Raw genomic sequence first — 20503 nt, 5'->3', positions numbered from 1 at the left:
TATTTTAATTATATACGTTTTTTATCTCGAATTCAAGATAAATGTTTGTGATGATATTATTTAATTTCCCTTTATGTTCCAATCCTCTTATGCTATGCTTTAACTAATAACTTCATATTAACTACTAGGGGTGCCTATATGCATAGGCTGAGAGAAAAGCGCGATTAAGCTTTTTAACCCTTTTGGACCTAATCTAGTTCGTACTAGCGGAGGGAAGTAGCCGAATCGTTTACATTCGTAGATACTGTCAGGTCCTTTTTTTGAGGAGCTGGCTTTTTATTTTGAATATTTTTTTAATAGGGGGAATTTTGAATGAATAGAACGAGATTATTAACCACGATGGCATTATTTGTGGCAATTGGTACGGTAGGGGCACAACTATTATGGTTTCCAACCGGAATTGCCAAAGCTTATCCCGTACAGCACGCTGTCAATGTTATGGCTGCAGTCATACTAGGACCCATTCCAGCTGTAATTATTGCTTTTGTAATCGGCTTACTGCGTAATTTATTAGGGTTAGGTACGATATTAGCTTTTCCAGGCGGAATGATTGGGGCGTTGTTCGCTGGTTACTTCTATCGTTGGACAAAGAAAAAGGCACTAGCAGCAACTGGAGAAATAATTGGTACTGGTGTAATTGGATCGCTACTATCTGTTCCTATTGCTAATATTGTGTTAGGACAGTCTGCGGGAGCATTAGCATTTGTGCCAGGCTTTATCGTTAGTAGTTGTACAGGAGCAATACTTGGGGTATTTGTTTTATCGAGAATAAAACAGCATACACTTGTCCCAAATAATATACAATCTTAATTCTTATTGATTCGTGTTAAAGGGTTTCTTTAGCCAGCGGAAACCCTTTTATCACTAATCTCTAACTATCGGTTTACTAGCAGTTGACTGTAGATCATTTATTACCTTCATTTGGCTTAGAAACAAGTTTTCAGGCAATTTGTCTAATGAAAAAAATGCTGTATCTAATGTTTCTTCGTTTTCTTTGATTAACTCTCCTGTGAAGTCTTCGCATGTAAACCAATGCTGTACAAGTGACACTTGATCACCATTAGCTAATGTTTTTTGATTACCTTCACCAGAATAAATACTAAACAACTCTAACGTGCCTATCTTTAAACCTGTCTCTTCGAAAACCTCTCTTCTTGCGGTTTCCTTTACCGATTCACCTAATTCCATATAACCACCGGGGAATCCCCATGTTTGAGTATCCGCACGTAAATGGAGCAAAACACGTCTTTGCTCATCAAAGATTATCGCACCACTTACAACCATAATAATTGGTTGCTGTCCTACCATTGATCGAACATAACTAATATAATCCATCGTCACCTCTCCCTTCGAACATTTATTTGATTTAAAACACAACTTTCTCACAAAAACATACGCGCGAATCGTTGACAGTTTTTTTAAAAACTACTTTCTAAAAGATTGTCGTTTATTACGAAACAACTATAAACGCAGAAATAACAGAATTTCCTGACCCGCCCCTCAAATGAAATTGGCTCCCTTTCCGCAGGCACGAAAAGCGAAGTGTATTTCCAGAGCGGTATGTTACGTTGCATCTTCTATCACTTTCGCAAGATGAAACAATGATGCTTACGAAAGGGGCACAATGTCGACTGCAATTTTGGATTACGAGGCTTCTCAAGTTTACCATGACTTAAATGCCTATTTCGCTCTGTGAAAGTTACCCTTTATAAGATACAAAAAAAGTGGCGCTTTGTGAAGCGCCACTTTTTTTATACTTTGTTAAACGTATCTGGATCTGGTCCAACACGCTCATCTTTATTTAAACCATTAATCGTATCCATGTCCGTTTGTGATAACTCAAAATCAAAAATAGCTGCATTTGCAACAATTCGGTGTTCTTTCACTGATTTTGGAATCGTGATTACTTCACTTTGAAGATCCCAACGAATAATAACTTGTGCAGTCGTTTTTCCATATTTATCAGCAATTTTCTTAAGTGTAGGATCGTCTAATAGTTCTCCTTGTTTTAATGGAGACCATGCTTCAACTTGAATGCTGTGCTTCTTGCAATAATCACGCAATGATTTTTGATCTAAATGAGGATGAAATTCTACCTGATTAACCATTGGCACTACGTCAGCATCTTTAATTAACGCATCTAAATGATGTTCTTTAAAGTTACTAACACCGATAGCACGAATCTTTCCTTGTTTATAGAGTTTCTCCATCGCTTTCCATGAATCCTTGAACTTATCCTCTGCAGGGACTGGCCAATGAATTAAATATAAATCCAAATAATCCAACCCTAGTTTTTGTAGACTTGATTCAAAAGCTTTTAATGTAGATTCATAACCTTGATCACCATTCCATAACTTTGAAGTAATAAATAATTCTTCACGGGGAATGCCTGCTTTTGCAAGTGCCTTCCCTACTCCTTCTTCATTCTTATATGCCGCTGCGGTGTCAATGCTTCTATATCCATGTTCTAAGGCAGATGTCACAGAATGCATTACCTCGTCTCCATCATCTACTTGAAATACACCTAAACCTAACCATGGCATTTTAACACCATTATGTAGCGTTGTTGTTGCTTGTAAATTTTCAAACATCCTTTACTCCTCCTTATAATTATCTATTTAAGACATTATCTCATAATTTTGTCTTAATGTGAAAAAATACGATCTTATAATTACGCTTTCATTAGCGCTATATTAAGAAAAAAGACATCCCACCATACAGTGGAATGCCTCATTTCTAGTTGTCTTTTTCAACTGACAGAATCTTATAATGAATAAAGCGATCTTTCGGAACTTGTTGAACAAATTCACTGACTTCACCAAGTGACAGCACGAATAATTCATGCATTGCTCTTGTACACGCTGTATATAATAGATTTCTTTCTAATTCATTTTGATAACGTGCTTTTGAAGCATTATAAATAATAACAGCATCAAACTCTATCCCTTTAGCTAAATAGGCAGGTATTACTAATATACCTTTTTGAAATGTATGCGTACTTTGATCCATTAATAACACATCAAAATGTTGTTTTAAAGTCTGATATACTCTATCACTTTCTTGCATTGTTTTACATATGATCGCAATCGTTTGATGTCCATTTGATTGATACGTACTAATGGCTTCACTTAATTTATCTGAAGCGATCGCTACATTATCAACTTCCATTAAGACAGGAAGTTTACCATCTCGATTAAATGCCTCAATTTGATCCCCTTGTGGCATCCAAGCTTTCGTAAAATCAACAATTGGTTTAGTTGATCGATAGCTTCTTGTAAGTGTTATTTTCTCATGTTTTTCTTCAGTTGGGTCTGCTAAAATGTTATCTTCTTCTAATGCATGCACATAAATGGCTTGATTAATATCACCGAGTAACGTCATCCTACTGCTTGGAAATATTTCTCTCAAATAAGCAAACTGAAACGGCGAGTAGTCTTGTGCTTCGTCAATAAATACATGCTGAATCGCTCGATTTGCCTGAAAACCTTTCAACCTATTTTGAAAATATAGATAAGGGGTTGCATCCTCCCATGACAAAAAGTTAGTACGTAAATTTTCATATGTGACTGCACAAATAGCATGCCAGTTTTCTGGGAGCATATCACGTTTATTTTCTTGAAGTTCAGGATTCTCAAATAGTTGTTGATACGTATTTTTAACATCAATAAAGTACGAACGCTTTACTTTTTGTCTTAATGGCTTAATCTTGTCTTTCGTTACTTTTTTCCTTAGTAACGCTTCCTCTCTTGACGCATCCATAAAGGTATCATCGGAAAATGGCGCTTCATCTTCTAATTGTTGATACACATCTAGATAATCAGCTTTATCTAATAACTCGCTTTCTTCAAGTACCCAATCTTTCTCTCGTTCATTTATTTCTAATTCGTCTAGTTGGTTCAGTATCCACTTCATCACCTTTTCTATACGAAGTGTAATGCTTAAACTAGAAGGAAACGCATAAAAATAGTTACGGATCTTCCTTTTGGAAATAACTAATTCACCGCGAAAACGAACATTTCGAAATACCATCCCTTCTCTTGCAAGGGTTTCAATAAATTGATCAATATGATCTTTAAAATCTATACTTGCCTTATAGCGCATAGCTGTAATTCTTGGATCAATACTGTGATTATTTGTTTGTAGATAGTATTCCATTTGATCAAAGGGAGACTCAATTGCAAATTGATTACCTAGTTGTGTATCAATATATCGATAAAATGTTGTTTGCTTCATGTTATCTTCACCTAATTCAGGTAATACCGTAGCAATATAACTATTAAAAAGCGGATTTGGAGAAAATAACACAATATTTTCCGATTTTAAATTTTCACGGTAACGATAAAGTAAATAAGCGACCCGTTGAAGTGCTGCTGAAGTTTTCCCGCTACCAGCAACACCCTGAACTACAAGGATATTACTGCGTTCATTTCTAATTATTTGATTTTGTTCACGTTGAATTGTTGCCACAATACTTTTCATTTTCGTATCTGCATTCGTACCTAGTACAGATTGCAATAATCGATCGCCAATTGTTAAACCCGTGTTAAACATTCCCTTTAATTGGCCTTGCTTAATTATATATTGTCGCTTCAAGGTAATCTTACCATCTATTACTTGATCAACAGCTTGATAAGACGCTTCCCCTGGTTGATAATCATAATAAAGGCTAGAAATTGGAGCACGCCAATCATAAATCAGAAAATCTTCTTCCTTCTCATCCATTAATGAAGCAACACCAATATAAATAGAATCAGTTGTTGCCTTATCCTCATTTTCGACAAAGTCAATACGACCGAAATAAGGGGAATCTTTCAAACGATCTAATGTGTTAAGTTCCTTGGATAATTGTCCATGACTTCTCTCTCTTTCCGAAAGAAACTCAGCTTGCTGTTTCAAACTTGCTTGTGTTTCAACTACATCATCTATCTCTTCTATATTAACCGTTACATCATCCCAAAAGTTCTTACGAATATCTATTACCCGATTTTTTAATGTTTTTACATGTGCACCTAATTTATCCATTTTTAGTTTAATTCGTTGCACCACGTGATCAACCCTTGCTTTTTCCTCAGGCCAATCTTTCTTTTGCTCATCCATGGTTATCACTCCTAACTACTACTTACTCTCTTTTGACCTATTTTAACATCTATTATACTAAATCATATAGATTAACCTATATTATCTTGCCATATGTTAACTTAAAATACGAATTGTTTGATCACACGAGATATTGTACTAGTATATGTTTGTTTATACTTCCCTATTTAGAAATTAAGATTACAACACATAATAATATTCCTTTATATGGATATTTTGATTAAAACACGAACGTTTTGTTATATCCTCTCACAAATATACAGAAAATTTGTAAATTTTTCATTAAAATTTTGTAAATAGACTAGCATCCTTCGTAAAAATCGTGCATAATAAAAGAGCAACTTAAAAAGTATTAGGGGGATATAAACAAATGAAGAAAATTTTTGCTGGTATGTTTTTAGCACTCGTAACTGTATTAATAATGGCTGGTTGTGGTTCTAGCGCAGGTAGTGATGCAAATCCTGAGACAATTATTATGGGATTCGTACCTTCTCAAGAGTCTGATACAATTGCAGACACAATTGCGCCATTAGCAGAGAAACTTTCAGAAGAACTTGGTGAAGATATAGAAGTTGAAGGACGCGTAATGACAAACTACACTGCATTAGTTGAGGCAATGGGTACGAATGAAGTACACATCGGCTTTGTTCCAGCATTTGGATATGTCCTAGCAAACCAAGAACATGATGTTGAAGTTATATTAAAGTCTGAACGTTATGGCAGTGGTTCTTACGTTGCACAATACTTAGTTCGTTCTGATTCTGGACTCGAAACTTTAGCTGATTTAGAAGGAACAACATGGGCTTATGGTGATCCAACTTCAACAAGTGGTTATTTATTCCCAGCTGCACAAATTGCTACAGAATTTGATGTAGAAGATCCAGAAACTGAATTCTTTGGTGAGTCTGTTCAAACTGGTGGTCATGATAACTCAGCTATTGCGGTTTATAATGGTGACGCTGATGTTGCAACGACTTTTGATGATGTAAGATCAGAATTAGAAGAGGAATATCCAGATATCATGGAAGCTTTAACAGTTATTGAATATACGAATGAAATTCCAAATGATACAATCTCTGTTACTTCTGAGTTAGATGATGAATTGGTACAAAACATTAAAGATGTATTTTTAAGTTTTAATGATGATGAAGAAATGATCACTATTATGAATGAGGTATATAACTGGGACGCTATTATAGAAGCTGATGACGGTGAGTACGACGTTGTTCGTGAAACGTATGAAATGTTTAGTGATTCTATTACAATTGACGATCTTTAAAAATAGTTGAAAGTTAAGAATTTCTATATCGTTATCCCATATTACAGGAGAGATGCGTGCTTCTCTCCTGTTTTTCATTACATATGAAATTTTAGTGACTTTTCCACCTTTATACATTGAATCTAGTAATATATAATTATAGTAAATAATCAGAAAAAACATTGGGGGTTATGCATCGTGATTGAATTCAAAAATTTGTCTCTTACCTATCCAAATGGTACAGAAGGACTTAAGAATATAAACATAAAAATCAATGAAGGTGAATTTGTTGTTATTGTTGGTTTATCAGGTGCTGGTAAATCTACTTTTATTAGAAGTATTAACAGACTTGTAACACCAACTAGTGGAGAGTTACATGTCGGTGATGAAGATATTTTAAAATATAAAGGAAACGACTTACGCCAATTACGCAAAAAGATTGGTATGATTTTCCAAAGCTATAATCTTGTCAACCGCTCTACAGTAATTAAAAACGTTATTGCTGGACGACTTGGTTATACAGGTACACTAAAAAGTATCTTTAACATGTTTTCCAAAGAAGATATGGAACTCGCATACGAGAATTTAAAACGCGTTAACATTGACAACAAATTATACAGTCGCGCAGATGAACTAAGTGGTGGGCAACAACAACGTGTCAGCATCGCACGTGTATTAACGCAAAAACCAACTGTTATTTTAGCCGATGAACCAGTGGCAAGTTTAGACCCACCAACTTCACACCAAGTAATGACATATTTAAAGCAGATTAATAAGGAAGATAACATTACAACAGTAGTTAATCTACACTTTATTGATATGGCGATGGAATATGCCGACCGAATTATCGGAATGCGTGCTGGTGAGGTAGTCTATGATGGTCCTGTATCGGAGGTTACGGAACAGACATTTGAAGAAATATACGGGCGCACCATTCGTGAAGAAGATATGCGAGGGGGCACGGAAGATGCCGAATAACAAAGGAAAGTTTATTCCAAAGAGTCTTTATCCCTTAAAAACGAAAAGAATTATCACACTCTCTTTGGTTGCTGTAATTGGTTTCTATTTAATTAGTTCGATTACAACCGAATCTTTTATCATAAATTTCTTTATGAGCATCGGTAATATTACAGACTTAGTTGGGCGTTTCTTCCCAGTTGACTGGAGTTTTGCTGGGATGGTTTGGGAAAAGTTGTTTGAAACAATCCATATGGCAATAATCTCAACAACTGTGGCTACTCTTATCAGTATTCCTTTTTGCTTATTAACTGCCTCAAATATTACAACAAATAAATACTTATACAGTAGTATGCGATTTATTTTAAATATTATCCGAACGATTCCCGATATTGTTTTAGCCGTTGTTTTTGTTGGTTTATTCGGTATTGGTGTCTTTCCAGGGATTATTGCATTAACCGTTTTTGCAATTGGGATTTTGGTTAAATTATTAAGTGAAACAATTGAATCAATTGATATGAATCCCTCAGAAGCTATCAAAGCTTCCGGTGGTAACGCATTGCAAACGATTTGGTTTGCTGTAATGCCACAAGTATTACCACAGTTTATTTCATTTAGTTTATATGTTTTTGAAATAAATATCCGAGCTTCTGTTGTACTTGGATTAGTTGGTGCCGGTGGTGTCGGTCAATTAATTAACTCACAAATAAATTTCCTGAACTATCCAGCAGTATCCGTTATCGTACTTATCATCTTTGCTGTGGTAGTTATAATTGATTATATTAGCGGTAAATTAAGGGAGGGACTTGTATAATGAAAGCGAATATACCCTCTAAACCAATTGATCGAAAGAAAATAATGAAACGTGTTATTAGTACCATAGTTATAGCGGCAATTTATATTTGGACTTTCACTAGTGTTAACATCAAATGGGATACTATTTTTAGTATGCGTACGATTGAAAACTTTGATCGCATTATTCCTAAATTCTTTAATCCTGCTTTTGAGGAAACACCGACTATAATAGAAATGATGATTGAAACAGTTTTTATTGCTTATACTGGGTCATTTACAGCAGCGATAATTGCTATACCACTTTCATTTTTATGTGCTTCTAATATTGTTAAAAATAAATTTTTAAACACTATTGGTATGTGGATTCTTGGTGCCGTTCGTGCTTTTCCTGAGATTATACTAGCAATAATCTTTGTTGCAGCTGTTGGGCCAAATCCTTTTGCTGGTGTGTTAGCTATATCTATTGGTTCTACCGGAATGTTAGGAAAGCTATACTCAGAAGTTATTGAATCAATTGATATGAATATAATTGAATCCTTAGAGTCTAGTGGAGCAAATAAATTACAGATTCTTTTTTACGGAATCTTCCCTCAGGTTTTACCTGAATTCTTATCCTATGCAATTTATCGTTTTGAAATCGATGTCCGCGCCTCTTCTGTACTTGGTGTTGTTGGTGCAGGTGGTATCGGTACATTAATTACCTTTGCATATTTGAATCGTAACTGGGAAGAAGTTGGCATGATTTTACTTGCAATCATTGTCGTAGTAACAATAATTGATCAAATTTCCGGTTATATTCGTAAACGTCTCGTATAATTATGAAGAAGAGGCATCCTTTAATAAAGGATGCCTCTTCTATTTGGTTAAAAAGAAATTAATTATGGTTTCTCAACAGATCACTTACATCTTTTACAAAATCTGAACATACGTCAAGAATTACCACTTGCAATGCAAGGTGAAGATTAAAAGCATTCGATTGTCCGTTAGTATTAGATACTGTTAACGTGTAGTGCTACTTCATGGCAAATGTCAAAACTTAAAGGCAAGCGTCCGATACACTCTCGAACTTTTGCCTTTAATAAATTGTCTACCTTTTTAAGGTTACTTTAAATTCAAGCATTCCTATTGTTCATTATTTATAAAAGCTTCTTCGGCTGATTCACTCATTATCCCGGTAGCCTTACCAATAGTACCACCTTGTAATCTCCAAATTATATTATGATCTTGATCTACTTGAGAAAAGTCCCCATTTTCCCAGCGTTGTAAAACTCCTTTATAAGTAGCTTCTGTTTCACCCAAATCTACTTCGTCAAGTCCTTCTAGCAACCACATAATTCGTTCATCCGTGATTAAATAAAATCCCCATTTTTCATCCGCTATAACTTTTTGATGGGACATCTGATGAATATATTCTTGATAGTCTTCATCATCTAGTTCTTCTTTTATAATAGTATCACCAAACGGATTCAATTCAGAACCCTCGTTATTTTCAAATTTTTCTTGTGAGAGTTCTGTTACTTCTTGTGCCTCTTCAGTTTCAGCAACTTCCGATGTCTTTTCATCTTCATTGGGGTCATCTACAAAGTCTTGATATACGATAAAACCAAAATAGCCAACCACAGCGATTAAGATCACAACTAATATAGAAATTATCCATCCGAAAATTCTCAATACATCACCTCTACCCAACTAATTGTTAACATAAAGCTTATACAAATAGCATACCAAATAATGGTATGCTATTTCAACTATAAGACGTTCCTTTATTCAGCTGCAAAAATATCTCTTAAACTGTCCATTAAATTTTTAAAGAAATTTTTAACACCTTCCCAAAAACCTGTGTCACTTGTTACATCTTGAATCTTGTTCTTTATATCGCTTGCTATGTCATCTAACTGACTAGAGACATTCCCAAAGTCAATATTAATTGAACGCATTTTTTCAAACAAATCAGTCAACATTTGGCGATCTTCGTCACTTAACTCAATGTTTAATTTGTCTAATTGCTCTTGTACTATTTGTTCAACTTCTTCTTTTGTAGCAGGATTTTGCTCTGCAATTTGTTGTTTAATTTCTGTTAATAACTCACTAACCTTTTCTTGGTCCATACCAGATTCATCTGCTAAATCTGTAGCAATCTCTAGTTCTTCATTCGCGACTTCCATCCGATCTTTGTCCAAAGATTCTCCATCAACATTAAACGCCTTATAAATACCAGTTAAAGCAGAATGACCACTTACTTTTACTGGGGAGGCAACATCCACTTCTGCATCTTCAACTCCTGCCGTTAATAAGGCATTTGCATACATTTCATTAGTCACTTCGGTAATGAATTCAGAATTAACTATATTAATGACGAGACCATGACCTTCATTCTTTTTCGTTATTTTAGCTGATGAATACATATTTGAACTTGCGTCTCCACCAATATAATTCGCTAGATCTTCTCCCGTAACAGTGTATTCTTCAACCATTGCAGGATCATTCACATTCAACAAATTCTGAACTTCTCTAACTTGTTCCTCAGATAAGGCATCACCATAAACAACGCGTGGTAATCCATTCTTTTCATCAATGCTAGTTGAATCGTCTGTACTGGCCATTACAGAAGTAGCACTTAACATTGCTATAATAAAAACGACTAAAAGTGTTTTAAAACGTTTCATTTTAGATTAATCTCCTTTAGAAATGCATGTCCATTTCTATTTTATAGTAGTAGAATCCTACTTATCTTACTATCGTTTTGCAATAACATCCATTTCGACATTAACACCTTTAGGAAGCTTACTAACTTCTACGGTTGCTCTTGCAGGGTATGGTTCTGTTAAAAATTTTGCATAAGCAGTATTAATTGCAGCAAAGTCATCCATATTTGTTATATAAATAGTAAACTTCGCTACGTTTGCAAACGTAAGTCCTGCTTCTGTTAAAATAGCTTGCAAGTTTTTCATAACTTGTTCTGTTTGTGCCGTAATATCACCTGTCACTACTTCCATCGATTCTGGGTCTAGAGGGATTTGTCCTGATACAAAGACAAGATCACCTAAGTCAATAGCTTGTGAATACGGTCCAATTGCTTGTGGTGCTTGGTCAGTTTGGATTTTTTTTAGTGTCATAAGATTTCCTCCTACTTCTAATTCGGGATGTTTTTAATATACCTATTAAGAATTTTAACATATTATGATTTTTTTAGTACAATTAAGCTAGATTAAAAATTGAGAGGATGGATTTTAAGATGGAGCACACTTTTTATTTAAGTACGAAGGATCATTCTGAAATGATTGATGTCACGTCAATTCTTGAAAATTGGATCGCCGAACAGCAAATTATAGATGGTATTATTATTATTACTTCCTTGCATACTACAGCAGGGATAACGATTAATGAAAACGCGGATCCAGATGTAAAAACAGACTTTCTTAGGAGATTAGAAGAAGTATTTCCTTGGAAGCATCAAAAGGATTTGCATATGGAAGGAAATACCGCAGCCCATTTAAAAACAAGTACAGTGGGACATGCACAAACACTAGTCATCTCTAACAGTAAACTTGTACTTGGAACATGGCAAGGGGTCTATTTCTGTGAATTTGATGGGCCACGCAAGCGGAAATTTCATGCAAAAGTAATACGAAGTTAAATAGAAAAGGTTCCGTCTAGTAGGCGGAATCTTTTCTCAACTTATTAGCTATTCTTCGTTATCGCCTAGCACCTTAGAAAAGACGCGCATGGATAACCACATCCACACTGTTGCACTTATACTAAATGTAAAGAAAATTAGTAACACTGGAAATTCCAACGAAAAAAACATAACGGAGAATAATAGCAACATCATTGCAATCGTGATAGGTAACTTTGTCATCCCTACAATAAAGGCATTCTTAAATTGTTGCATCACACTAGCATAGTTATGTACATTTAATGGAAAAACCCAAAACACAATAACGAGATATAGAAAAATAACCAAATAGAATGCAAAGGGTATTATAAAAAATATATCACCTTGTGATTCTACGATAACTTTATAATTCAAATAAAAAATACCACCAATTAAAGTTAATATCCAACCTATAATATTTGAAGAAATAAATTCTTCACGGAATATCCGTTTAAACGTTGACCATACTTTAATTTCATACTGTCCCATTATCCACTTTCTTGAAACACCTAATGTTGCAACCGCAGCCGGAAATATACCAACTATAATCAAACCAGAGACCGAAAACAGTATAAAAAGAAAATTCAAAAGCGCCAGTTTCGTTACCCAATACATTACTCTATCTAAAGTTGTCACTAGACTTTTAGCATTCATACTGTGATCCACCCTTTTATTCTTAATTTAAATATTTTGTTAAAAAAGATCGTAGTTCTCTTATAATGCAAAGTAGAAAACTACGATCTTTCTTAATAATTTATACGTATTATCCTTTTACTCCACCTGATGTCAGTCCTGCAACGAAATATCGTTGGAAGAAAATAAACAAGATAATAATAGGAATGATCGTTAATACAGATCCTGCAATTAAAATATCATAATTATTACCATACGGTGTTAATAAGGTAGCCAAACCAATTGGTAGTGTGAACATACTATTTGAGCGTAATACAAGTAATGGCCACAAGAAGTTATTCCAACTAGCAAGACCTTGTAAAATTGCCATTGCAGCCAATGAAGGCCCCATTAATGGTAGCATAATTCTGAAAAATATACCATACTCCGTACTTCCATCAATTCTCGCCGCATCCATCAGTTCCTTTGGCAAACCTAAAGCAAATTGCCTGAAAAAGAATACCGCTACGGGCGCAACGATCAATGGTAGTACTACAGCGAAGTAAGTATCTACAATTTGTGCACTTACCATCAATTGGTATAATGGTAGCATCAATATTTCAAAAGGAATCATAAGGATTAACAAAACAAGAACAAAGAATAGATTTCTACCTTTAAATTCATATACTGCCAATGCATATCCAACCATAGACGAGAAGAACAAAGATAAAATAATTGTCATTCCTGAAATGATTAAACTATTACCATACCAAGTCCAATATTGAGATGCTTCTTGAAAAATATACGCATAGTTATCAAAATTCAACTTACTAAAATCAATACTAAAGGTGATGCCGTCTCTCATTAGATCAGATGATGGTCTAAATGATGAAATCAATAGTCCGATAATTGGGAATAAAGCAATTAAAGAGACAAAACCAAAACCTATCGTCGCAAGCCACTTTAATCCGTTACCTTTACTTTTCGAGTCCATTTATTCATCACCTCTCTTGAATGTTCCTGTAAGTATCAAATAAATGATACTAATTACAAATATAATTAACATTAATACTACACCGATTGCTGAACCAAAGCCCATGTCGTTTTGACCTATACCTTGTTGGTATATGTAACCAACAACTGTTAAACCAATATTACCTGGAGAACTTGTCTCCCAGAACACGAAACTTTCTTCAAACATTCTAAATCCATTTATTATTGTTATTGTACTTACAAATATAATAATCGGTTTTAAATGCGGGATAGTAATAAATCTCATTTTTTGAAATCCACTTGCCCCGTCTATATCTGCAGCTTCATATAACTCTCCAGGTATACTTTGTAATTGCGCAAGAAAGTATAGTAAATTAACACCTATCCAACGCCAAGATCCAAGAATCACCATTAAAAACATAGCTGACCAAGCATTATAACGCCAATCAACGGACTCTGCTCCTAATAAACTAACAATCTGATTAGCTACCGAAGAGTCTGTTTCACTAAACATCAAACGGAATATCATACCACCAACAATAGTAGAAGTTAATGCTGGAATAAACAATGATGCGCGAAAAAATGTCTTAAACTTCAAATACTTTGAATCTAATAAAATAGCTAAAAGCATCGGTACGATTGTTAAAATTAATACCGTTAGTAGAACGTAAATTGACGTATTCGATAACGCTTTAAAAAAGTTTGCATTAGCTACTCTGGAGTAATTATCTAACGCTATAAACTCTACTTGTCCAGGTAAAATACTTTGGAAACTCATTATTATACCCCGAATAGCAGGATATAAGGTGAGAATCAAGAAAGATATAATAAAAGGAAAAACAAAAATGTATGGTACCACTTTTTTCGAGTTTAAAAATTTAAAAAACTTATTAGGCTCTTTAAAGGGCTTCTTTTGCAAATCAGGTGAGACTTTACTTTCCGACAATTCAGAAGACATTTAAAAACCTCCTTTTTTTAGAATTAGTGCGGGATCTCCATTTTAAATGAAATATCCTCTTTATTAAACTCAGTAATAATTATTTCTACAATAGGTTTATATCTTCAATTGATACAACAAGCTTTTGAGGTGTCAATTCCTTTTCAGTAGTCTTACAACTGAGAAGGGTGGGGTTGATTGATCATTTACATGTTTCATATAATAGCGGGAAACAAAAGATATATCTTTTGTCTCCCTAGACTTACTTATTTAATTATCTTGCTGATCTCTTACTACATCTGCTGCTGCTTTAAGCGCTTCTTCTGGCGTTTGTGAATCTGAGCGTAAAACATTCTGTGTCACATTTGTATGATACTCACTGATAACATCAGGTGTATATTCTGTGAAATTCAATGGGTTAATTTCTTCTCTAACATCTAGTAACATGTCAAAGATTCCATCACCGAAATATTGATAATATTTATTATCCGCTCTTACTTCTTCACTTTCCCATGTATCCCAACGTGGAGGATCGAAACCTAGCTCAGTCCAAAGTTTAATATTTCCTTCTTCAGAAAGTTTCGCATATGCTAAGAATTCTTTTGCAAGTTCTGCATTTTCAGATTGCTTTGTTACAACGGTACCAGTACCACCCATACCTGCTGAGCGATCTCCGCCTTCTTCCCAAGCTGGTAATGGTCTAATAGCTATTTTGCCTTCTAAATCAGGCATATTATCTAAGAATCTTCCCATATACCATAATGGAGCTAAAATAGAAGCTGCCCCACCTTCAGACATATAACCATAAAATTCTTCTGATTGGTTCATGCCACCTGGAGTTAATTCAGCAATTTCATTCTCATAAATTGCATCTTGTAAGAATTGTAGTGTATCGATATTAGTTTGATTATCTAATGTTACTTCACCATTCTCATCAAAAGCATCTGACTCTTGTTGTGAAATCATTGGCCACATATCCATCAACCAATCTTCCGTACCTACGTTCCACATGACAGAATCTGTATTGGCTACTACTTGCTCACCTGCTGCTACAAAATCATCCCATGTTGCGATCGATTCAATATCGACTCCAGCTGCGTCCATGATTTCTGTATTATAGTACATGACAGTTGCACCAACATGTGTAGGTAAACCATAGTAGTTACCATCTTGTGCATAATTCTCAAATCGAGATGATACTGCATTTTCTAAAACCGGCTCTACATATTCATTCATTGGCTCTAACTGTACATCACCCTGCAAGTAGTTTGAAAACTGACCAATTTCTATATCAGCAATGTCCGGACCACCTTGTCCTGATTGTACTGCTAGCAATAAGTTATTATGCATTTGTTCAAACGGATATGTTTCCGCATTTAATTTGATCGGTTGATCTGGGTTTTCTTCATTCCATCGCTCAGCTGCATCACTATATAAATCCATATGCTGACCAACGAATGTCCATAAAGTTATTTCGGTAGCGTCTTCAATGTCATCTCCAACAACAGCAGTTTCTTCTGCTTCACCGGATGCATCATCATCACCGCCTCCACATGCCATCAATACTAAAGCCATAAGACTGAAAAGCAAAAACAATAAACTTTTCTTCATAAATTTTACCCCCTTATTTTTATAAAGCGCTTTCAAACAATGTATAAAATTAAATCCTTTGAATCTATAACACCTCCAAAATCAAAATAGATAATCCCCAACAACTTGTAAGTATTTTAAGTGACTAAAAATTCTATCTTTATAAAAAGGTTAACATTCTCACACAAGGTTGTCAATAATTTAACCGTAATTTTATTTTAACATATACGCATATGATAAAGATAACCAAATCGCCTTGTTGGAGAGCTTAAAGTTATTTTATTTAAATCCAAAATGAAATAAAATATCATAATATAAGCGCTATCATTTATTAAATGAATATTAATTAGTAATTACTAATTAAATGTTAACATCGCACTTCAATGATGTCTATAATTTGACATTTTATTTATTAACCATATACGTACATGGTTAATAAATTGCAAGAAAGTGCAGTTGAAAGCTATTATCTTGATTATAAAGCGATCTCATTACTGTCATTGTATTCTTCTAATTTACCTTTAGAAGTGTGTACCTGTGGCTTGTTGTTTATATTAATAACCTTTCACCCAATACAAAAAGACCTTCATAATATGAAGGCCTAAATCCTAACCTATTTTTTTTGCTAAATAAACAGTACCATATAAGTCCTTACCCATAAAAACGTATGATTTTTGCTCCTTTTCCCAGTCCCAACATTCTGATATTACTCCAGTTACTTCTTTATTCTTCATTACAAGCGTAACATAATTATCCGATAAATCTATCCAATAATTTTCATGATTATCGTCTTGTATTTTTAATTTCAATGCGTGATTTTGTTCGTTTTCATTTTTATCGACACGAATTAATTCCCATTCACCTATGCTGTCAGCCATGTTAACAGTGACATCTTGCTCACCTGCAAACCTTTCCGGTGAAATAAGCGGCCAACCATCTTTAGTCCAGATGATCTTTCTAATATGCAGATAGTGCCATCTTTTATTTTTTTCAGCTCTTACATGATGACAGACATAATAGTCGTCATTATCTTTTAAAACAGAATTATGACCTGGTGCCACCCATCCGTCACCAGCATTAAATTTATAACCACCTAGTAATTTAAGACCAACATCATTTGGCGGTAACGTAGTATTGGTCATATCATTGTCATGAAAATCAAGATAAGGTCCTTCTATGCTTTTTGATCTTGCAACTCTTATATTATAATCAGAAAATAAAGAATCATAAGAAACAAATAAATAATAATAATCGAATTCAGGATTATAGACAATATAAGGTCCCTCTATTGCTCTTTCAACACTTTCATGTCGTTTAGCGATCAATTTACCTCTACCATACTTTAATAGTTTACCTGTTTCCTGGTTTATTTTATTGACATATAAACCACCAAAAAACGAACCATATACCATCCATGGTTCTTCGTCCTTATCAAAACAAATATTTGCATCTATAGCATTAGGTCCCTCTTCATCTTGTCTTGATTTAAAGACCTCCCCCAAATCAGTATAAGGGCCTTCGATCGTATCACTTGTTGCTACTCCAATAAAAGATTGCGTTTTACCAAATTGAGAAGCAGCGTAATACATGTAATATGTGTTACCATATTTGACTATTTCGGGAGCCCATAATCCTTTTGCTCCAGTCCACTCTTCTGCATCTTTAGGAACATCATCTAATGCTCGTCCAACCCATTGCCAGTTCATCAAATCCTGTGACTTACGAATCTGTATACCCGCTTTATCTGTCTGACCAAATTGCGCATCAGTCGAAAAAACATAGTACCAATTTCCATCCTTGATTATAGCTGGATCATGTACAAAGTTAGTTGTCCATAGCGATTCATTGTCTAAAACAGTTTCATCAAATAATTTATCTTTGGGTATTTTCTCGGGTATTATCATCTTAAAATTCCTCCCAAACATTATATTTTTTTAAATAATCTCTATTTCAACAAACTTCATGCTTAACCAATTTACACCTATATTAACCATCGTTATAAAAAGAAGCGGGAATATCACTGTGTACTGAAGCGTAATTATTACCACAACAAACAACCACAAAACCATTAGCATAGTAGTCAGTGGTTTTGACATTGCCAATACAAAAGCAAGTTTAATATAGTTTAAGGTTTTCATCTCGTACCGTGCATACAACGGAAATAAGTGTAATAGTGTAGCGAAATAGATAATTACAATCATGAATAGGATTGCCAGAATGCCTTTTCCGAGTAAAGACTCCGTTCCAAATAGCACACTAATATCGACATAAAGAAATAACCCGAATACTAAAAATACTATTCCGAGTAAATTAGATGTTAAAAAGCTTTTTTTGTATTCACTCCAAAAAGATCCAAAAAGATTAGATAACTCTTCGCCCACCAATAACTTTCTTATAAGTATATTTACAGCAGCGGTAGCAGGCATAATACCAAAAATACCTAATCCAGCAATTACAAAGACCACCCACAATAAATTAATTAGAACTAACTTGGTTATTTTATCTATTATATTCATAATTGTTCCTGCCCAGTTAGTTTCCATCAGACCTGCACCCCTTTTTATAATCTATATTGACCACTAGTCATATCAAAACATTTATACTATTTTAGTATACAATAACAAGGTAGCTTTTATAATGAAAAATACTCCACCGCCTAATAACAGTGATGGAGTATTAATTGATATTTTTATTAACAAATCTATTGAGCTAATTGACTTATCCTTTGGAACCAGAAATTGCAATTGATTCAATAATTTGTCGTTGGAATACAAGAAATACAACTAACATTGGTAATAAAGCTACAATTGAAGCCGCCATTATTAATGGATAATCCGTTTGAATGGCATAGCTTGCATTAAAGTTTGCAATTACAAGCTGTATCGTTAAATTTTCCGGTGAATTCAAGTAAATAATTGGTGCTAAATAATCATTCCACACGCCCATAAACCATAAGATTAATTGAGCCGCTATCGCAGGTTTAATTAAGGGAAAAATAATTTTCCTATACATCCCAAAGAATGATGCTCCATCAATCTTCGCCGCTTCAATAACTGAGTTTGGTACATTAATTAAATATTGACGTAAGAAAAATATCATCACCACATTACCAAAAATAGGCGGGACTATTAATGGTAATAGCGTATCTACCCAACCAATACTAGCAAACATAGAGAACTGCGGGATCATAAGACTTGGATAAGGGATCATCATTGCAGATAATAATAGTATAAATAGAGCATTCTTATATGCAAGTCTTAACTTAGCAAAAGCAAATGCAGCTAAACTAGAAAAAAACGTACCCACTATACACACTGATAAAGATATAATTAGACTGTTTTGAATACCCGTCAGCAACGGACCTTTATCCCATATTTCGATAAACTTACTCCAGTTAATATCAGTAGGTATCCAAATTGGAGGCATTGCAAAAACATCCGCTTTTTGTTTTACCGATGTGGAAACCATCCACAGTAGTGGTGCTATCATTACTACCGCACCTGCTGTTAAAGCAATAAAAATAGATATATTAGCTAATTTTGTATTGTTTTTATGCGACAACTATCTCACCTCTATTTCAAAAATTGTAAGACTTGACATTAATCAATTTCAAATGATGATTTATCATTTAATTTGAATTGAATAAGTGTAACGATGAAAATAATTAAACCTAATACTACAGACATAGACGATGCATAACCCATTTGTAAGTTACTAAATGCCTTTTGCCAAATGTAAAATACAACTGTCGCAGCACTATATTCAGGACCACCAGTTGGTGTCATAATATTTACCTCTGTAAACATCTGTGCTCCACCAATAATATTTGTTATAACTAAAAAGAAAGTAACAGGTTTTACCATCGGCCATGTTATATGTTTAAAACGCTGAAATGCATTTGCTCCATCTAACTCAGCAGCTTCATAATAAATCCTAGGCACACTCTGAAGAGCAGCTAAGTAAAGTAACATCGAATAACCGAGGCCTTTCCATATCGCCATAATCATGAGGGCAGGTTTAACTGTATCTTTATTTTGTAACCAGTTCGGACCATCAATGCCTATAACAGCTAGAAATTGGTTAACCAATCCATAATCACCATTATACGCCCACTGCCATAATACCGATATTGCAGCTAATGAAGAGATAACTGGGACATAATAGATGACTCGAAAAGTTGTTGTACCAGGAATTTTTCGGTTAAGTCCCATTGCTAAAAACATGGAAATCATTAAACCGATTGGTATTCCCATCATCATGAATAATGTATTAAACAAAGACCTACCAAAATAATCATCTGACAGTAATTGGATATAGTTATCAATACCGATAAACTGCATTGAACCTAAACCATTCCATGCCGTAAATGATGCATATATGGAAAATAAAAATGGATATAGTGTGAAGGCTAAGTAACCAACCAAAGGAGCTAAAATAAAAATAAATGCAGCTCTTGATTCCTTTTTATAAAAATTGGATTTTTTGGGTTTTTGTTTTTTTGACAATTTAGTAACTTCTACTTTTGTTGTTTCCATTCTGTTCTTCACCCCTAACTCATACATTATTAGTTATGTTGGCTTAAAAATTGGGAATGATGTTACTTATTTAT

Annotated in this window: 20 protein-coding genes and 1 riboswitch; of the genes, 6 read left to right on the top strand and 14 right to left on the bottom strand. The window is 34.3% G+C overall.

Features of this window, described 5'->3' with window-relative positions:
• The first annotated feature begins 116 nt into the window (after positions 1 to 116).
• Positions 117 to 232: riboswitch (TPP riboswitch) on the top strand.
• A gap of 80 nt (positions 233 to 312) precedes the next feature.
• Positions 313 to 810, top strand: coding sequence for an energy coupling factor transporter S component ThiW (gene thiW, locus D2K60_RS01890; protein WP_117168301.1), 498 nt, complete (start codon positions 313 to 315; stop codon positions 808 to 810).
• Positions 811 to 864: 54 nt separating this feature from the next.
• Here the strand turns inward: thiW and D2K60_RS01885 are convergent, their stop codons facing one another.
• From D2K60_RS01885 to helD, 3 genes are all read right to left on the bottom strand, one after another.
• Complete coding sequence (locus D2K60_RS01885; protein WP_117168300.1) at positions 865 to 1335, bottom strand: NUDIX hydrolase; 471 nt, start codon at positions 1333 to 1335, stop codon at positions 865 to 867.
• Between the two features lie 416 nt (positions 1336 to 1751).
• Positions 1752 to 2591, bottom strand: coding sequence for an aldo/keto reductase (locus D2K60_RS01880; RefSeq protein WP_117168299.1), 840 nt, complete (start codon positions 2589 to 2591; stop codon positions 1752 to 1754).
• Positions 2592 to 2736: 145 nt separating this feature from the next.
• A complete protein-coding gene (helD, locus tag D2K60_RS01875) occupies positions 2737 to 5097 on the bottom strand; it encodes an RNA polymerase recycling motor HelD (RefSeq protein WP_117168298.1) in 2361 nt (786 codons plus the stop codon).
• Positions 5098 to 5467: 370 nt separating this feature from the next.
• Between helD and phnD the strand changes: the two genes are divergently transcribed.
• From phnD to phnE (D2K60_RS01855), 4 genes are all read left to right on the top strand, one after another.
• Entirely contained in the window at positions 5468 to 6376 is a 909-nt protein-coding gene (phnD, locus tag D2K60_RS01870; protein ID WP_117168297.1) for a phosphate/phosphite/phosphonate ABC transporter substrate-binding protein, read from the top strand.
• 177 nt (positions 6377 to 6553) lie between these two features.
• Positions 6554 to 7333, top strand: coding sequence for a phosphonate ABC transporter ATP-binding protein (phnC, locus tag D2K60_RS01865; protein WP_117168296.1), 780 nt, complete (start codon positions 6554 to 6556; stop codon positions 7331 to 7333).
• Positions 7323 to 8126: a phosphonate ABC transporter, permease protein PhnE gene (phnE, locus tag D2K60_RS01860; protein ID WP_117168295.1), complete on the top strand. Its 804-nt coding sequence runs from the start codon at positions 7323 to 7325 to the stop codon at positions 8124 to 8126. Before phnC ends, phnE (D2K60_RS01860) begins: the two co-directional genes overlap by 11 nt.
• The gene (gene phnE, locus D2K60_RS01855; protein WP_117168294.1) at positions 8126 to 8923 is read left to right on the top strand and encodes a phosphonate ABC transporter, permease protein PhnE; all 798 of its coding nucleotides are present in this window, start codon (positions 8126 to 8128) and stop codon (positions 8921 to 8923) included. Before phnE (D2K60_RS01860) ends, phnE (D2K60_RS01855) begins: the two co-directional genes overlap by 1 nt.
• A gap of 306 nt (positions 8924 to 9229) precedes the next feature.
• Here the strand turns inward: phnE (D2K60_RS01855) and D2K60_RS01850 are convergent, their stop codons facing one another.
• The 3 genes from D2K60_RS01850 to D2K60_RS01840 form a co-directional block, all read right to left on the bottom strand.
• Positions 9230 to 9778: a DUF6241 domain-containing protein gene (locus tag D2K60_RS01850; protein WP_117168293.1), complete on the bottom strand. Its 549-nt coding sequence runs from the start codon at positions 9776 to 9778 to the stop codon at positions 9230 to 9232.
• Between the two features lie 92 nt (positions 9779 to 9870).
• Positions 9871 to 10773 carry a DUF1002 domain-containing protein gene (locus D2K60_RS01845; protein WP_117168292.1) on the bottom strand — a complete coding sequence of 301 codons (903 nt, stop codon included), beginning with the start codon at positions 10771 to 10773 and terminating at the stop codon, positions 9871 to 9873.
• Positions 10774 to 10842: 69 nt separating this feature from the next.
• Complete coding sequence (locus D2K60_RS01840) at positions 10843 to 11223, bottom strand: RidA family protein (protein WP_117168291.1); 381 nt, start codon at positions 11221 to 11223, stop codon at positions 10843 to 10845.
• A gap of 119 nt (positions 11224 to 11342) precedes the next feature.
• On the opposite strand from D2K60_RS01840, the gene D2K60_RS01835 reads away from it, so the two are divergent.
• Positions 11343 to 11744: a secondary thiamine-phosphate synthase enzyme YjbQ gene (locus D2K60_RS01835; protein WP_117168290.1), complete on the top strand. Its 402-nt coding sequence runs from the start codon at positions 11343 to 11345 to the stop codon at positions 11742 to 11744.
• Between the two features lie 48 nt (positions 11745 to 11792).
• On the opposite strand, the gene D2K60_RS01830 is transcribed toward D2K60_RS01835, so the two are convergent.
• The 8 genes from D2K60_RS01830 to D2K60_RS01795 form a co-directional block, all read right to left on the bottom strand.
• A complete protein-coding gene (locus D2K60_RS01830) occupies positions 11793 to 12416 on the bottom strand; it encodes a YesL family protein (RefSeq protein ID WP_117168289.1) in 624 nt (207 codons plus the stop codon).
• Between the two features lie 109 nt (positions 12417 to 12525).
• Entirely contained in the window at positions 12526 to 13368 is an 843-nt protein-coding gene (locus D2K60_RS01825; RefSeq protein WP_117168288.1) for a carbohydrate ABC transporter permease, read from the bottom strand.
• Positions 13369 to 14325, bottom strand: a complete 957-nt coding sequence (locus D2K60_RS01820) for a carbohydrate ABC transporter permease (RefSeq protein ID WP_117168287.1) — start codon at positions 14323 to 14325, stop codon at positions 13369 to 13371.
• A 249-nt stretch (positions 14326 to 14574) separates the two neighbouring features.
• The gene (locus tag D2K60_RS01815; protein WP_117168286.1) at positions 14575 to 15915 is read right to left on the bottom strand and encodes an ABC transporter substrate-binding protein; all 1341 of its coding nucleotides are present in this window, start codon (positions 15913 to 15915) and stop codon (positions 14575 to 14577) included.
• 587 nt (positions 15916 to 16502) lie between these two features.
• Positions 16503 to 17798 carry an arabinan endo-1,5-alpha-L-arabinosidase gene (locus tag D2K60_RS01810; protein WP_117168285.1) on the bottom strand — a complete coding sequence of 432 codons (1296 nt, stop codon included), beginning with the start codon at positions 17796 to 17798 and terminating at the stop codon, positions 16503 to 16505.
• A gap of 30 nt (positions 17799 to 17828) precedes the next feature.
• The gene (locus D2K60_RS01805) at positions 17829 to 18437 is read right to left on the bottom strand and encodes a YesL family protein (RefSeq protein WP_117168284.1); all 609 of its coding nucleotides are present in this window, start codon (positions 18435 to 18437) and stop codon (positions 17829 to 17831) included.
• Between the two features lie 175 nt (positions 18438 to 18612).
• A complete protein-coding gene (locus D2K60_RS01800) occupies positions 18613 to 19455 on the bottom strand; it encodes a carbohydrate ABC transporter permease (protein ID WP_117168283.1) in 843 nt (280 codons plus the stop codon).
• Between the two features lie 38 nt (positions 19456 to 19493).
• Entirely contained in the window at positions 19494 to 20429 is a 936-nt protein-coding gene (locus D2K60_RS01795) for a carbohydrate ABC transporter permease (RefSeq protein WP_117168282.1), read from the bottom strand.
• Positions 20430 to 20503: the final 74 nt, after the last annotated feature.

Source organism: Paraliobacillus sediminis (assembly GCF_003426055.1).
Note: the sequence above shows the minus strand (reverse complement) of the source record. Positions and strands in the feature narration are given on the sequence as shown.

What these genes read in the sequence shown, in the direction of transcription:
- thiW (WP_117168301.1), top strand. Translation starts at nt 313, where the DNA reads ATGAATAGAACGAGATTATTAACCACGATGGCATTATTTGTGGCAATT.
- D2K60_RS01885 (WP_117168300.1), bottom strand. Translation starts at nt 1,335, where the DNA reads ATGGATTATATTAGTTATGTTCGATCAATGGTAGGACAGCAACCAATT.
- D2K60_RS01880 (WP_117168299.1), bottom strand. Translation starts at nt 2,591, where the DNA reads ATGTTTGAAAATTTACAAGCAACAACAACGCTACATAATGGTGTTAAA.
- helD (WP_117168298.1), bottom strand. Translation starts at nt 5,097, where the DNA reads ATGGATGAGCAAAAGAAAGATTGGCCTGAGGAAAAAGCAAGGGTTGAT.
- phnD (WP_117168297.1), top strand. Translation starts at nt 5,468, where the DNA reads ATGAAGAAAATTTTTGCTGGTATGTTTTTAGCACTCGTAACTGTATTA.
- phnE (WP_117168295.1), top strand. Translation starts at nt 7,323, where the DNA reads ATGCCGAATAACAAAGGAAAGTTTATTCCAAAGAGTCTTTATCCCTTA.
- phnE (WP_117168294.1), top strand. Translation starts at nt 8,126, where the DNA reads ATGAAAGCGAATATACCCTCTAAACCAATTGATCGAAAGAAAATAATG.
- D2K60_RS01845 (WP_117168292.1), bottom strand. Translation starts at nt 10,773, where the DNA reads ATGAAACGTTTTAAAACACTTTTAGTCGTTTTTATTATAGCAATGTTA.
- D2K60_RS01840 (WP_117168291.1), bottom strand. Translation starts at nt 11,223, where the DNA reads ATGACACTAAAAAAAATCCAAACTGACCAAGCACCACAAGCAATTGGA.
- D2K60_RS01835 (WP_117168290.1), top strand. Translation starts at nt 11,343, where the DNA reads ATGGAGCACACTTTTTATTTAAGTACGAAGGATCATTCTGAAATGATT.
- D2K60_RS01830 (WP_117168289.1), bottom strand. Translation starts at nt 12,416, where the DNA reads ATGAATGCTAAAAGTCTAGTGACAACTTTAGATAGAGTAATGTATTGG.
- D2K60_RS01825 (WP_117168288.1), bottom strand. Translation starts at nt 13,368, where the DNA reads ATGGACTCGAAAAGTAAAGGTAACGGATTAAAGTGGCTTGCGACGATA.
- D2K60_RS01820 (WP_117168287.1), bottom strand. Translation starts at nt 14,325, where the DNA reads ATGTCTTCTGAATTGTCGGAAAGTAAAGTCTCACCTGATTTGCAAAAG.
- D2K60_RS01815 (WP_117168286.1), bottom strand. Translation starts at nt 15,915, where the DNA reads ATGAAGAAAAGTTTATTGTTTTTGCTTTTCAGTCTTATGGCTTTAGTA.
- D2K60_RS01810 (WP_117168285.1), bottom strand. Translation starts at nt 17,798, where the DNA reads ATGATAATACCCGAGAAAATACCCAAAGATAAATTATTTGATGAAACT.
- D2K60_RS01805 (WP_117168284.1), bottom strand. Translation starts at nt 18,437, where the DNA reads ATGGAAACTAACTGGGCAGGAACAATTATGAATATAATAGATAAAATA.
- D2K60_RS01795 (WP_117168282.1), bottom strand. Translation starts at nt 20,429, where the DNA reads ATGGAAACAACAAAAGTAGAAGTTACTAAATTGTCAAAAAAACAAAAA.